The sequence below is a fragment of the Haliscomenobacter sp. genome, from assembly GCF_040403615.1.
Taxonomy (GTDB): Bacteria; Bacteroidota; Bacteroidia; order Chitinophagales; family Saprospiraceae; genus Haliscomenobacter.
This window is the reverse complement of the sequence record NZ_JBBAKG010000058.1, coordinates 25,303-39,022: the sequence shown is the minus strand read 5'-3', so window position 1 is coordinate 39,022 and position 13,720 is coordinate 25,303. Positions and strand designations below refer to the sequence as shown.

21 protein-coding genes are annotated in these 13,720 nt (G+C 43.0%); all 21 read right to left on the bottom strand.

The window, feature by feature from the left end; translation table 11 throughout:
• Positions 1–316: 316 nt before the first annotated feature.
• Positions 317–499 (bottom strand): hypothetical protein, encoded by a 183-nt coding sequence (locus tag ABW391_RS18180; RefSeq protein ID WP_353483331.1) that lies wholly within the window; start codon positions 497–499, stop codon positions 317–319.
• An 11-nt stretch (positions 500–510) separates the two neighbouring features.
• Positions 511–837 carry a hypothetical protein gene (locus ABW391_RS18175; RefSeq protein ID WP_353483330.1) on the bottom strand — a complete coding sequence of 109 codons (327 nt, stop codon included), beginning with the start codon at positions 835–837 and terminating at the stop codon, positions 511–513.
• A 48-nt stretch (positions 838–885) separates the two neighbouring features.
• Complete coding sequence (locus ABW391_RS18170) at positions 886–1,233, bottom strand: hypothetical protein (protein ID WP_353483329.1); 348 nt, start codon at positions 1,231–1,233, stop codon at positions 886–888.
• A 101-nt stretch (positions 1,234–1,334) separates the two neighbouring features.
• The gene (locus ABW391_RS18165; RefSeq protein WP_353483328.1) at positions 1,335–1,694 is read right to left on the bottom strand and encodes a hypothetical protein; all 360 of its coding nucleotides are present in this window, start codon (positions 1,692–1,694) and stop codon (positions 1,335–1,337) included.
• A complete protein-coding gene (locus ABW391_RS18160) occupies positions 1,684–1,983 on the bottom strand; it encodes a hypothetical protein (RefSeq protein ID WP_353483327.1) in 300 nt (99 codons plus the stop codon). Before ABW391_RS18160 ends, ABW391_RS18165 begins: the two co-directional genes overlap by 11 nt.
• 28 nt (positions 1,984–2,011) lie before the next feature.
• A complete protein-coding gene (locus ABW391_RS18155; protein ID WP_353483326.1) occupies positions 2,012–2,227 on the bottom strand; it encodes a hypothetical protein in 216 nt (71 codons plus the stop codon).
• Positions 2,224–2,580, bottom strand: a complete 357-nt coding sequence (locus ABW391_RS18150; protein ID WP_353483325.1) for a pyrophosphohydrolase domain-containing protein — start codon at positions 2,578–2,580, stop codon at positions 2,224–2,226. The genes ABW391_RS18155 and ABW391_RS18150 overlap by 4 nt, the downstream gene beginning before the upstream one ends.
• The gene (locus ABW391_RS18145; protein WP_353483324.1) at positions 2,564–3,013 is read right to left on the bottom strand and encodes a hypothetical protein; all 450 of its coding nucleotides are present in this window, start codon (positions 3,011–3,013) and stop codon (positions 2,564–2,566) included. The genes ABW391_RS18150 and ABW391_RS18145 overlap by 17 nt, the downstream gene beginning before the upstream one ends.
• Entirely contained in the window at positions 2,958–4,007 is a 1,050-nt protein-coding gene (locus ABW391_RS18140; protein ID WP_353483323.1) for a hypothetical protein, read from the bottom strand. The genes ABW391_RS18145 and ABW391_RS18140 overlap by 56 nt, the downstream gene beginning before the upstream one ends.
• Positions 3,988–4,713 carry a DUF6071 family protein gene (locus ABW391_RS18135; protein WP_353483322.1) on the bottom strand — a complete coding sequence of 242 codons (726 nt, stop codon included), beginning with the start codon at positions 4,711–4,713 and terminating at the stop codon, positions 3,988–3,990. The genes ABW391_RS18140 and ABW391_RS18135 overlap by 20 nt, the downstream gene beginning before the upstream one ends.
• Positions 4,710–5,186 carry a pantoate--beta-alanine ligase gene (locus tag ABW391_RS18130; protein ID WP_353483321.1) on the bottom strand — a complete coding sequence of 159 codons (477 nt, stop codon included), beginning with the start codon at positions 5,184–5,186 and terminating at the stop codon, positions 4,710–4,712. The genes ABW391_RS18135 and ABW391_RS18130 overlap by 4 nt, the downstream gene beginning before the upstream one ends.
• The gene (locus ABW391_RS18125; RefSeq protein ID WP_353483320.1) at positions 5,183–5,575 is read right to left on the bottom strand and encodes a hypothetical protein; all 393 of its coding nucleotides are present in this window, start codon (positions 5,573–5,575) and stop codon (positions 5,183–5,185) included. Before ABW391_RS18125 ends, ABW391_RS18130 begins: the two co-directional genes overlap by 4 nt.
• Positions 5,575–6,423, bottom strand: coding sequence for a 7-carboxy-7-deazaguanine synthase QueE (locus ABW391_RS18120; protein WP_353483319.1), 849 nt, complete (start codon positions 6,421–6,423; stop codon positions 5,575–5,577). The genes ABW391_RS18125 and ABW391_RS18120 overlap by 1 nt, the downstream gene beginning before the upstream one ends.
• Before the next feature lie 64 nt (positions 6,424–6,487).
• Positions 6,488–7,378, bottom strand: coding sequence for an NAD-dependent epimerase/dehydratase family protein (locus tag ABW391_RS18115; RefSeq protein WP_353483318.1), 891 nt, complete (start codon positions 7,376–7,378; stop codon positions 6,488–6,490).
• The gene (locus tag ABW391_RS18110) at positions 7,375–8,148 is read right to left on the bottom strand and encodes a Rossmann-fold NAD(P)-binding domain-containing protein (protein WP_353483317.1); all 774 of its coding nucleotides are present in this window, start codon (positions 8,146–8,148) and stop codon (positions 7,375–7,377) included. The genes ABW391_RS18115 and ABW391_RS18110 overlap by 4 nt, the downstream gene beginning before the upstream one ends.
• Positions 8,145–8,759 carry an SDR family NAD(P)-dependent oxidoreductase gene (locus tag ABW391_RS18105; RefSeq protein ID WP_353483316.1) on the bottom strand — a complete coding sequence of 205 codons (615 nt, stop codon included), beginning with the start codon at positions 8,757–8,759 and terminating at the stop codon, positions 8,145–8,147. The genes ABW391_RS18110 and ABW391_RS18105 overlap by 4 nt, the downstream gene beginning before the upstream one ends.
• A complete protein-coding gene (locus ABW391_RS18100; protein ID WP_353483315.1) occupies positions 8,756–9,163 on the bottom strand; it encodes a polysaccharide biosynthesis C-terminal domain-containing protein in 408 nt (135 codons plus the stop codon). The genes ABW391_RS18105 and ABW391_RS18100 overlap by 4 nt, the downstream gene beginning before the upstream one ends.
• On the bottom strand, positions 9,160–10,434 hold the full coding sequence (locus tag ABW391_RS18095; protein WP_353483314.1) for a methyltransferase domain-containing protein: 1,275 nt from the start codon (positions 10,432–10,434) through the stop codon (positions 9,160–9,162). Before ABW391_RS18095 ends, ABW391_RS18100 begins: the two co-directional genes overlap by 4 nt.
• The gene (locus ABW391_RS18090) at positions 10,367–11,260 is read right to left on the bottom strand and encodes a hypothetical protein (RefSeq protein WP_353483313.1); all 894 of its coding nucleotides are present in this window, start codon (positions 11,258–11,260) and stop codon (positions 10,367–10,369) included. The genes ABW391_RS18095 and ABW391_RS18090 overlap by 68 nt, the downstream gene beginning before the upstream one ends.
• Positions 11,253–13,178: a B12-binding domain-containing radical SAM protein gene (locus ABW391_RS18085; RefSeq protein ID WP_353483312.1), complete on the bottom strand. Its 1,926-nt coding sequence runs from the start codon at positions 13,176–13,178 to the stop codon at positions 11,253–11,255. Before ABW391_RS18085 ends, ABW391_RS18090 begins: the two co-directional genes overlap by 8 nt.
• A gap of 11 nt (positions 13,179–13,189) precedes the next feature.
• On the bottom strand, positions 13,190–13,687 hold the full coding sequence (locus tag ABW391_RS18080; protein WP_353483311.1) for a 6-pyruvoyl trahydropterin synthase family protein: 498 nt from the start codon (positions 13,685–13,687) through the stop codon (positions 13,190–13,192).
• Positions 13,688–13,720 lie beyond the last annotated feature (33 nt).

The window sequence follows — 13,720 nt, the reverse complement described above, 5'->3', positions numbered from 1 at the left end:
AGGCCTTCATACGACATAGTATTCCAGGTGTGACTGAATTTGTCATCTAGGGTTTTGCCCATTAGTTCTCGAATTCGTTCGTTCATACTCTTACCCTCTTAGGTGCGCCAATGCGTGACGCCTTGTTCCAATCATATGCAACACCGTCTGGACACCGGCCGTCCTTGACACTGTCAACACCAAACACACCGCACACTTCAAAGTCCGGACCTTTGATGGTTACAAATACCCCAACAGTTTTGGCAAAGATCATTGCTTCCTCTAGAGTTGCAAACCCATTGAGTGGCAGATTATTTTTGCTTATTACATTATACATTCAATCCATTAGACTGTACAGTCTATCTTCCCAATAAAATTCATAACTTTGGCACTGTTCGGCAACCCGGCCCACAAGGCTGGCACGTTGAAGGTATGTGCGTGAGGTCTTAGCCGCTTCTAGTTTGGCAATCAGCGCATCAATGTCTGCATTCATACGCTGGTCAAGTGGTGATAGTCTCATGTGATTTTTCCTTAGTCTGCTCTTGAGCCCATGTATGCGGTGATACCAAATTTCTTCAAGACATCAGCGTAGGCTTGAGCACCTGTTTCTTTGATGTCCATGCTTTGTGTATACGAACCACCAGGATTCCAAAGTTGGAGTCCGCCACCGTATGCTTTGGTAAAGCCCACAGCCTTCAGCGCACGACCCAATTTGGTACTAGCCTTTTCGGGCACAGTGACCCAGGCAAAACCACAGTAGCCAGGCTCGCCATGCCGGGCACGAAAGTCTGCTTCGGCTGTCTGTGCGGCTGACACTGCGGTGTTGTGAATAGATTCAATGTTGTCAAGTGCAATCATTTCTGGCTCCTCTTTAGTTTCTATACAAGTATTATAGCAAATCGGTAATTATCGGTCAACCGCTTTGACACGCACATCGGTGTTGAGAGCAGGTGTGTACTTTCGTATTAGTTCACGCTCGAGTGTGTGTGCTTCAGTCTTGCCACGTAACGTGTCGATGATTCCAAAGTTAACAGCCGACTCACCAGCGGCACGAATTGCTTCGTACAGACGCCAAGATTTGTCTTCTGTGCGTGAGCGATAAATGTGCTTGTTGATGCGTGAGCGCAGACTCATGGTGATTGTGCGTTGAGTTTTTGCTGTAACACCAATGTAGTACTCCAAACCAATTTGGATGAAGTAAACAATGTGGGTACGATCCACTCGTTTTTTGCGTGATTGCTTTTTAAGTTCCATACATGTATTATAACCGAAATTGCTTTTTTGGTCAACCGAAATCGACTACTACAAAAATACTACTTTTTGCGGGTTACAAAAGTAATACTTTGGGTTACATTTTATGTACGGTCCAAATAGCGTAAAAACTTTCCCAAGTCGCCATACATGGCGTACATGATAGCCTGTTGACTTCCGAATATGATTAGTTTGGGAGTCTTGCCAACCTTGAGATAGTAGGGACAATCCAGTTTTCGGTTCAAGGTCATGAGTAAACTGGGACTCAACACTTTTGTAAAATCAAACTCATATTGTTCAATTGACAAAAATTTAAAAGCATCATAACCAGATATGCTCAATCTCAATCCGCCATCATCACGCGGATCTTGCCACCATGATTTGAGCGCCAATTCTAAACCAAGCCGTTCATCCGCCGGCAGTTGATTTAACAGTTGTTGAGTGAGTTGTTGTTTATCGGGCATCGGGGTATACTTGCGCCCCCTGCGTCAAGAGTACGACTGTGAATTTGTCGGTCTTGAATTGTGTGTTGAGTTTACGGGCCAAATTCTTGGCATGGCCGGGATTGGAGAATGAGACCTTCTTGTATTTAGGTCCCGGATATTGTGTGAGCATGTTGGAAGTTTTGAGATTAATTGGCTTAAAATCAAAAAATACTGCCCACACTCCTTCGGAGGCCAACACTTGTTCGGTCTTGTAAGTTGCTTTGTCAGTGTGTTCTATCAACACATTTGGTTTGGGTCTCGACATCATTATCTCCGTAGTTTATTTATCTCAAAAACTACGTGGTTTTGAAACTACCACCGCTCAATTCTACCGTAATTGTTTCTTGTTTTGGCTGGACATTACGAGTATGTAAAGTTTCCAAAGTCAGTAATAGTTTTGTAATATCACTATGCAAGTCCTTGGCTTCACGCATGGTCATAGTGAAATCACGCTGACCGCGTGATTCATGTGCTTTGATGCTGTCTACAAATCTATTGATGTGTAGACTCATGACACAAAAGGTTCTAGGTTGGGCGGAGTCCAACCAGCCGGCTTGAGTACCTTGCCGTCTTCACGTTTGCGTACCCGACCTGTTTGTTTATCAATCTTGGCAAAGTTGGTACTCATAACTTCTTTCCAAGCACCTTCGGCGTCGGCACCAAGACTGTGTATAGCACCAATTGTCACAACTAATATGTCAATTAACGCATCGAGATCATCCACTTTGGTTCTACTGGCTATTAGTTCATTGAATTCCTCACTGATAAGATTGCAATACAATTGATATTGTGCTTCGTTGAACTCACCAACAGTTTGTTCACAGGCTCGCATAAATTTTTCTTGATCTCTAAACGGATTTGTCACTCGCTTGTTCCTTGGTTTGAAAGGGACCTTGATATGCATAACGCTCCAAGGTAATAAGTTTAGGGTGCTGTACTAGTTTCCACTTGCGATGTTGCTTGACTCGATACCAACCAGCGGCAAACCAACTCTTGCTTTTGTCTTCTCTGGTGAACAGTGGTAATTTGTGCTTCACGTCCCAGAGAGGATTGAATACATCTCCAGAAACTTCATGACCATAAACCATGTTTGGTGGCAATGGAGTTGCTGTTTCGGCTGGCTCGAATTGGATCCCAGCTGCCTCTCGAGCCATCTTGATAGTTTTGTAACTTACTACACTATCAAGAATTTTTATTGTACAGTTACCATTTTCTTTTAGTTCAAGTTGGCCAATCTTGCGATTATCCTTCTTGAGTATCCAGTACTGGTTCTCTACCACGGGTTTGGCTAATATCATCTAATACTCCTTTGTATGTTTCATTCATCCAGCGACTCACTTGATCTGCACTGTCGCTGAGTTTGGTCAATTCGTACTTGCCACAGAATTTTAGGAAGTGTGCGCCTACCATGCCAACATCTTTGTGACTAATCTGTTCACGGATGCAACCATCCACAACTGCTTTAACATTGTCTGGTTGTGCTGTGAGATCAATCAAGGTACAATTACGTTCATAGTCATCCAGCACACGATGCTCGGCACCATTATGGTCGGTCCAACGTTGCAACATTAGATTGTTCCAATTGTATCCGCGCTTGTCTCTGTCTCCAAAGGCCTCACGGAGACCAACTTTATTCTTTGTGCCTTTCTCACGTACTCCTGGATATGCAGAAAATACGTTGTCGGATGTGTCGCCACGCATGCACTTCTCAAATAGCAGCCAGGCTGGATCCGGGATGGTTTTTGGCTGTTTAGTTTTCTTATCATTGACACGGTTACCTTTAGCATCGAATATGCCCTCCAAGGTTAGTAGTTCATCGGTAATACCATTGTATTGCGTGACGTTGGCGGCCAGCAACTGCACAAAGTCAGTGTCTGAACTTACGATTGTGTGTTCATCTTGAGGGTGTAAAGAGATCCAACGTGCTATGATATCATCTGCTTCAGCAGTGGCACAACGGATCACACTACAATTTGTTTTCGTAGCCAAGTATTTAGTCAGTTCGTCATAGGTCTCCCAAAACAGTCGGTCTTCGTCTGCTTCTGTTTCGGTCATTGCCCCACGTGCCACAGCACGATTCTTCTTGTAGGGCTCGTAGTAGTCCTTGCGCCACGAGCGTCCTTCTAGTGCAAACACCACATGATCTGCTTGAAAACGCTTGGCCACTTTGTTAGCGGCCATAATTGTAACGTGCAGGGCAAAGCCTAGTTTGGTCCATGTGTCGCTGGCACGGTGTGCTGAGTGCCGGGCACGGAAAAACATGTTGGCTGTATCAATCAGTAGGTATTTCATTAGTGACAATCAAGTTGTTATCGTAAATGTATTGTAACACATGTTCAGCCCAAAAGCAATGGGCACAGTGCCCAAAATGCCAACTATCGGGGTTGACCGGTTTGAATCCGTTGTTTCTTAGCACTGAATCATAGGTTTGGGCAGGGTCGTATGGTGCAATGTAGCATTGACTCCAGTCTTGATTTTGGGATATTTTACCAAAATGACTATTTCCATTGAACATCACATGCTGAATCTGATTAAGTTTGAGTTCGTTATGGAACTGCCAGATCTCATCATGTGCTTGTTGTTCGACTTCATCCCAGTTGATCGTGGATACAAAATTTTTATAACGATCGGCAAAAATCGATGGCACACTATCTATACCACTTGCGTTGACTTGATACCATGTGCCTTTGTGGAACCATTCTTGCCGTTCCCAAGTTGACCATTGCAGGATCACAAAAACATCTTTGAGATCGGTCTGTTCGTGCAACCAAGATCTTGTGGTGCGAATAACACGGGCATTTGACCCGCCAGCCTGTGCGTCAAGGTACAGTATAGCATTGAGACTGTTGGCTATTTCACAGCCAAAACTCACACGTTCATTGTCTGGATGCGGCTGTTGTCCCAACTCATAGTATAGTCCATCATCCTCTGCCCATGAATACGGATTTACTGCTTCTGCGGCCGCGGCATGACTATCACCATTCACATACAGTATCATTTTTGCATTAATACTTTTCCAGTCTCTGCGGCAACCACACGTTTGCGCAGACTTGAACTGGAGAACGAGTGATCCCTGCCGTTGAACACTAGTTCAATGCCACGCATTCCACATTCCTCATAGCCAGAGAAGTTTTTGTGTTGATATTCCACACCCAGCACACGAACGTCAACTGGCAGGATCAACAACAAGTCAACAAGATCTTGTTCGGTTTGATATACAACAACTTCATCAACATAACGGCATGCGGCCAACTGTATTTGTCGCTCAACAATACTTTGTATAGGGCGATTTTTAGTGTCTGGACGATCAATGGTTGGGTCGGTTTGTAGACCACAGATCAGGTAGTCACAATGATTCTTGGCTTCCGACAGCATGGCAATGTGGCCCGCGTGGAGCATGTCAAAGGTTGAGAAAGTGATGCCAATTTTCTTCCCGTCTTGTTTGAGTTGTTTGATGTGATTGAATATCATGATACTTCGGTTCTTCCGCCACCGATGTCTCTAGAGTTTACATATTGACTGCTGTACTTGTTCATGGCCTGCTCTTGTTCCCATGTTTCCATGACCACGTGTCGACAAATATTTTGGAACCAACGATCTACTATGTCCGCATCTGCATCATCGGGTTTCATCATGTAACCGGCCTTGACCAGCCTTGCCACAAAGATTTCGTTCCAATCTAGTTCAAACGCACCCTGGTGCAAGTTGTTGGGATCGATGTCCATGCGAACAATACTCACGTAAGGTTCATTTTTTTCTGTAGCAACTTCTTTTTCAGTTTTCTCTGGTGCTTTGGGCTTGGGTTCGGCCCGGACTTTTACCGGTGCAGGCTTCTTGCGAAATCGATCAAATATTCCCATTAGGTCCCCCATTCATTTTTAAATAACGGCACTTGCAAACGGTCACTGTAGCGTAACCCATGTTTCATTGCTAACAATGCCACATTCTTGTTGTTCAATGCATAGACACTTTCAATACCACCTACAGGCATTAGATAAACATGTCCTTTAAATCCAGCGGCGCGATATTCCTCAGTGGCACGTTCAGCATCTGCAAAGTCTTGTTCTGTGGCAATAACAAACTTCAAGTATGCTGTACCGACTTGTTCGTATTCACAAACCACTTCCGGAACGATGGCTTCTTCCCACTTCTCACCACTACAAGGAAGTTTGGCGCTGACGGAGAATGTAATTTCACGTTGTGCTCTCCATCTCAGTAGATATTCTTTAAACTCTGGAGTAAGTTTTTGAGTACCGTTGGTTTCAAATGTGATTTCTTTAAGACCATGCATACTGTCGTGATCTAACAAGTTCGGATAAGCACGTTGCCAACCCAGCAATGGTTCACCACCTGTGATCACAAGATGCTCATCTTCCCAACGTTGATGTGGAAGTATCTCCATGATGCGATCCACAATAGCGTTACTTTCTAACATGGGACTTAGGTCTTTAAAGTCTGGATGCCATGACGCATAACTATCGCAACCTGTACTCACCAGCGGAAGTTCTTCGTATTTTTCAAAAGCCTTAATCATTGTGTGAGTAGCCGCAATATCAGTAGCCTCGTGACTTGCCTCACCACGTGGCATGCCAAACCCAGCACATTTAAAGTTGCAACCAAACGTTCTCAAGAACACCGACGGCACACCCATGTATCGACCTTCGCCCTGGATCGAATAAAATAATTCTGCTATTTTAATTTTAGACATCTACATCCTTTGTTATATACTTGTGTATTATACACGAAATCGTAGTTGTTTTGCAAGTGGCAAGTTAACCAATTGATTTTTGTACACCTGATTCAAAACTCATGGGCGTGTAGTCCGGCATTACACTTCTTAGTTTGGAGATATCGGGTCTGCGACTGGCTGTGCTACCAGGCATACCCGGTGTGGTTGTCCAATCTGGATTGTTGTGTCCTAATGCGGATGCAACGATTTGAGCCGCATCCATAATAGTTATTTCTCTATCGTTGCCAATATTGATCAATGCTCGATTTTGAGTCTGAGCACAGTAGATACTGGCTCTTATGGCATCTTCCACATGACAGAAACTTCTAGTTTCGTTGGCACCAAAGCACTCAAACTTACCTTGTTTGATCTTGGCAATTTGATCAGCCAAGAAGTGTCCGGCCTTGCTGTTCTCACCGTACACGTTAAAGTAACGCAACATCACATAGGGCAACCGGCTGTTGGCCAGATAGTTTTCACTACATATTTTAGCAAGTCTATAACTCCAGCGAGCATTGTGAATGTCTCGAATAGTGATGTCTGCATGTTCGGGCACTGGACTAACAGGATCGTCACTTACTATTTCACTACTGCTGGCATACACAATGTTTTTAAGGTTTGAAATTTCACTGGCATACTCAAACATATTTAGGTCACAAACAAAATTGTTTGTCAGCACCTGGTTGGGTCGTTCGTAAAAATTTTTGGTGCCATTGATAGCACCATAGTGATAGATATAATCAAAGTCTCGTGGCAGTTGAGCAATTGCAGTTTGATCATTTAGATCAATTGTTAGAAACTGATCACATGGAGGAATAGTTGAACTACGACTGTGATTGTCAACAGCCCATACTTCATTGCTTGCGACTGTTTTTAATTGTCTACAGATTTCTGTACCCAACAGCCCACTGGCACCTGTTACTAATATTTTCATTTGCTTACTTTCTTGTTGTCGTCAATTACACTTTGAATCAAAGTGTAAGGTAGATCAAGATTCTTGATCAAGTTGTTCCATGCACTGGTATCTTTGGGCAAACAGTGTCCACCGTAGCCACGCATGTTGTCATTGGCCATTAGGTAGTGTGGATTGATACATTCTCTACGAGTGATTGCATCATACACATTCTTGTAATCGGCACCTAATTTTTTACACACATCATAGGTGATGTTGGCAAAGGTCACACTCATGGCATGATGTACATTGTTGAAGTATTTGACTACTTCGGCTTCTGTAGGGCTGACACAGGCCACAGTCTTTGGAAAGTGTCCGTGAATTTTTTCGATCAGTGCAAAGTCTTCTTCGCGGTCACTACCAATGATCAGCAAGTCATGATTGTACACAAAGTCTGCTAGTGCAGTCTTGGCTCGTAGAAATTCAGGAACACTACAGATTTTCAAATTGGGATAGGTGTCACTCAATCGCTTACTGGTACCGGGTACCACTGTGCTTTTGACTGCTACTAGTCCGGTGTATTGATGCTGGCTCAGTTGTTGAATTGTGTTTTCAACAATGCTGACATCACAATCACCATTGTCTGCTTGGTTGGTTGGTACACTGAGAAACACACACTCAGCATCTAGCACATCTGCCAACTGGCTACCTTCATAAGCCGGATCATAGAAGCACATGTTGTGTCCAAGATACTCCAGGCCTTCGTACACGGCTTTGCCTACGGTGCCTTTTCCAATAATTCCTATTTTCATATTACATCCTTAAAAGTCATATCTACGCATGTACTGGGTAAATCAGATTCAACCAGTTTAAAAATTTCATCAGCCACTTGATCGGGCTCCAGGTAATCCAACGTGGGATCAAATGATTTGCCCACACTGGCCATCCGGGTGCGTGTGCGCACAGGATTGACCAAATCAACCACGATCTCTGAATCACCAAAGTAATCTCTTGCTGACTCCCATAAGTTATACAAGGCTGCCTTGCTGGCGCTGTACAAAGGATACAACTGTCGCCCACTGGTATAACTACTACTGCCAACCATGATGATTCTGGTGGTCTTACTAAGGCCTTTGAGTGCCATGTAGTAACTTATAACGGACCAGTTGCTGCCAAAGTTCACATTCATGGTGGTGGTATGCGTGTTGACATACCCGTTGACAAATACCCCGGCACTGTTGACAACCACATCCGGTTGTACTTGATTCAATAACTTGGCAACATCATAGTGACTATTGGCGCTTTCAAAATCCAAATAATCGCGACTGACCGGAATCACACGATAGTCTTGATCAGCAAATCGTTTTTCAGTGGCACCACCGATGCCACCACTTGCCCCAAAGATCACCACAGTTTTTGTCATTGAGTAATATCGTCAACTCGGTAGGTGTCAGACTCGTAGTCTTCGCCACCACGTGGGCCTTCGGCAAATGCAATAAATGTGCAACCATCTGGGCCAGACTTCATGGCATGAATTTCAAATGGTTCACTGATGATCATGTCTCCGGCCACTGCAACAAAGGCATGTGCTGGTTTTTCAGTTTCTATAGATTTACTATAATAAGTCAGTGTACCGGACACAATATATGTGTATTGAGTAGTAAATTTATGATAGTGATTGCCACGCACCGCTCCGGGTTGGTTGGTAATCACACAGCCATGATTCATGTTGGCTTTGTAAAATATATCAGTAATGGTACCGCGATCGTCCGTAAATGCGCCAAGTCCTTCTTGGCCGTGTTCGCTGTAGATGTTGTATGTTTTCATTGTGAAATAAACCTTGTGTTAGGATTGATATTTAATATGGCTCTGCGAAGACCTTCACCAATGTTCCAACTCAATATCAAAGCATATGGTTGTTTATGTTGGGCAAACTCTTGATCTGCCAACACTGGGATTCTAGTCAGTGGGGTGTACTTGCCTTGTTTGTGCTCACTAGCATCGGTTATACAATGAATCACAGTACTATCAAGCCCGTGCCAGTTTAACCATGTGTTGGCCTTGGCTGCCGCACCCACTCCTATGACTACTGCTTTGGGATCTTCACTTAGCAATCGATAAAAAGCGGCAAGCCAATCAATCTTGGCTTGCTCAAATTTCAGTTGTAAGTTTTGATAAAATGCAGGATCAAACAAACCTGTTTGAGTTTCTTTGACTATGGCATCTTGAATTTTAACAGGCATATCAGCACCAGTGTCAAGACGAGCAAACACTCGTAGGCTTCCGCCATGATAATCAACCACATCAAAGTCAGTAATCTCTAGTCCCGCGGCTTTCAACAAGTTCCAGGCCATCTTCACAGTGAAGTATGTAGGATGCTCGTGATATACCATGTCAGTAAATCTTCCTGATTCAATCATGCTGAGCCAATACGGTACTTCAAACACAAACTCTCCTGTGTCTGACAGTAGTCGGGCCACGCTCTGTGCAAATGCCACAGGATCATTAGCATGGTTAAACACATTGTTGGCAATGATCACACTTGCTGTGCCGTGTTTGTGTTTTATTGCATCAGCGGTGGCATTGTCGAACAAAGTGTTTATTGTTTCAACACCTTTTGCTTGGGACAATGCACACATTTCTGCACTGGAGTCTACACCTACTGCATGATCAAATTGACTCACAAGGTAACCATCATTGCTGCCAATTTCTACTACCAGTCCGGTATGGCTGCGACCTTGAATTGTTTGAGCATACTTGTCCCAGTGATTTCTGGCTGTTTGACTGTTGCTGGAAGTGTAACTGTAACTGTAGAGATTGTAACGATCCGTGGCCGAACTCACATAGCCCAGTTGTATACTACCTGAGTTGGCATTGAGATATACCTGCAAAGGAAAAACAGGCTCACTGAGATTCAGTTGATCTGGTCGGATAAATGTATCAGCGTAAGCATGTTGACCAAAGTCAAGTATTTTTGTAACTGGATTTTTTGAAATCACACACTCAGTAACCAGTTTGCTGACGGTTATATTATTTTGCAAGGGATCTCCTGAGATCTTCGCTTTTTTGATCTTTGCCGTAGGACAATACTTGCCCACGTTCGTCGAGTTGCATTACAAATTGATTCATTTGTTTGTTGACATCTAGAGCAATTAATTTTTCCCAGGGATAACTTTTACCACTCTTGACACTTTCCCACCAGGTGGTGTCTAGATCAATTGTACGCATGTATTCAGCAATGACATCACAATCTTGATAGCGTTGCGCACTAGTTTGAGGATTATGGAAATCATGCGGATTGGCAGGGTTACCTTCAAAACGTACCTTGGGTTTGAGAGGGTCAGTTGCATCTTTGGTCAACTCAACTTGATTGTGTGTGACGTCGACCTCAATCACTTGCATAATATCCAGCAAGAAAGCCAGTTGACTTAGTTCAGCATCGATCATTTGATGACGACTGAGATGATTCATTAAGTCATACCATGCTCGTGGCATTATAGGAAAAATACTGTAAGGATGGTCATTGTGTGTGTGAACTTTTAACAGTTTGAATTCGCCTGTGTATTGTTTAATTACTGAGTCCCATCCTTGAGTTTCCATCACAGCATCATCATTCCACACAAACAGCCAGTCTGCTGATGTTGATTTTGCCAAATGGTTGTAGTATCGATTGAGTCCAGCATAGCCCATACTTTTAAAAGACTGTGCTTCGTAAGATACTCCATGCTTGTCTAACATGGGTTGTATCACCTTGGTAAAATGTGCTAGTCCTATTCGGTCATCATCGTCAAATCCAAACACTAATTGTATACGAGAAATGTCATTGGCTAGATCTACAATGCTGGTCACACTGGCAGTAAGTGCATCGGTCCGGCTACGAGTGGGCAGTAAAACTGCTATGCTATATTCGTGTGTGTTACTCATAACTTCGAGTGATGTTTGTTTTTCCAAAATTTCTTTTCCTGGCAAAATACATGTTTTCAAGAAAATGTTCTAGGCTCATGTCAAGATTTTCTGTGCTTTCAAAAACATAGGTACATGGTTTTTCAAGTTGAGTGTTATCTTGAATATAGCCAAGAAAATCATAATCAAAATTTTGCTGTATAGGCAAGTATTTAAGATTGCGATAGTCAACCACGTAATTTCTTTGAAACTGCATGAGTTGATCTAATATGTCTTTGTTGATATTATAATGATTTTTTACAAAGGTGTCAACCAAATCAAACACATAATTTAGGCGATATTGTTGTTGTATGTATAGAGTAGTGCGATGCACTAAATTCCATCCAAACACCTGAACGTTGCCAATTGGCGGATGACTAATAGAGCCCTGGCTTGCCCAGTTTGCAAAGTAATTCCGTGTGTCATTGAACTGTGCTTGAAACCAAGGATCGTGCTGAACCCAGACATATAAATTATCATAGAATTTGCTATAATCAATTTGATGTGCTTTTTCCAAATATCTAGCAATGTACGTGGTCAAACCATTGATATGAAATGTCTGGATAAAACTATTCCAAACCAAGGTATCTAGCATCTGTTGTTTAGAAATGTCCTTGGTACTGATAACCACATCCACACACTCGCTCAACTCCGCATCATTGTAACTGCCGCTCATGTAATCGTGTACTGGCACAGCCTCTAACTGCCACAAGCGTTTTTGTAATAGATTCATTTCGGCATTTTCCAACAACTGTGCCTGCAAGATATTGATGCCAGTGTGATTACCAGCACGGAAGATTTTCCAAAATGCTCCCTTCCAAGATTCAACAGTTTCACCTGGTAGTCCAAGAATTAGTTCTGTGTACACAGGAATGTTGTTGCGATCGCACAAGTCAAAAATTTCATCAATTTTGTGTTGATCAAGATTTCTACGTTTAACATTTTCTAACACATCATGATCCATGCTCTGTACACTCACCGTGAGCCCTTGACCAAAGTTTGGACTTTCGTGTATGAGTTTCTTGACAATGTCCACCACTTCGTTCTTTTGATTCTTAGCCCAGGTCATTGAGAACGATGTCAATTTGTTCCAACGCCTTTGTACTTCGATCAACTTGTCCACAATCATATTGTCGCGTTCTATAAACATGCCAAAGTTAGCGTCAGTGATAGTAACAAACCCACAGTTGGCACCAATCCATTCTAGTTCGTGATATACTCTAGTAAGATCAAATTTTTTGACTTTGCTGTAGGTAAGACTGCCCCAGTCGCAAAAGGTACACTGATAAGGACAACCACGATTGGTTTCTAGTGTGGCATTCCAAATCACTTCAGGATGGTCCTTGATGATTTGATCAAACATACCTGAGAGATATGGACTAGGTATTTGATCCAGGTCATCAATTCTAGCACAGTCACCGGTATTGATCAAACCGGTAGGCGTGTTGATCAACAGTCCGGGTATGTGTGTGTAGTCTGTGTCAAAGTCTTCCAGTATGCGTTTAAAAGTAATTTCGCCTTCCATTTTGATCACTAGGTCTATGAAAGGTTCCTTTTCAAATAGGCCTGGATCTTCGATGGCTGGCTCTGGTCCGCCGACTATTATTGTTACCTTGGGATTGATTTCTTTTATGCGACGAGCCAGTGCATAATTGTACCTGTGATTCCATACATAGGTACTAAATGCTACAATATTATTTTTGGCCAGTTTTGTGGCCAGACCCTCAATGGGATCTCTACGCCAGATCAACTGATCTAGTTGCCACTTTGAATCTATGTGTTCATAACTCAAAGCATAACCTAACACTACACCTGCCGAGTAAGGCAGATAGTAAGCATTAAATTCTTTAGGACCTTGTTGAAAGTTGGGTTGTACGAAACTTATGGTTTGTTTAATCACTCAATATTTAATCAAACAAACAAGTCCTCATTCCATTCACGATGCCCTTCACGGAAGGCCATGTTGGCCTGCGTTTCACGTACTTCAATACGATAGCACCATAGTCTCTTGGCTTCACCTGGACCCCACATTTCGGGAATGTAAACACCGTTGACATACTTGTACAGCATGTCTGCAAGGCCCTCACAACCAAGTCTTGGCAACACCACAACTTTGGCCATGTTCCGCTCTTGCAACAGTCGGAATGTTTCCATCTGCGGATCATCTTGTGCAACAATAAGTGTATGGTCAAACTGGTCTTCTAAAGTCTTCTTGAGTTCTTTCAAACCACCGTAGTCGGCCGCCCAGTTGCGGACATCTAGTTCGTCGGTGCCAAAGTAGAACTTCATACTAAACGAGTAACCGTGTATCAAGTTACAATGACTGTCTGCCCTCCACTGTCTGTAGGCGCAAGGAAATGCGTCGTGGTACTCTTTGGTTGAGGTATATTTGTAAACTACTGGTGTCATGCTGTTTTCTCCTATGTTAAATTATAGCATAGG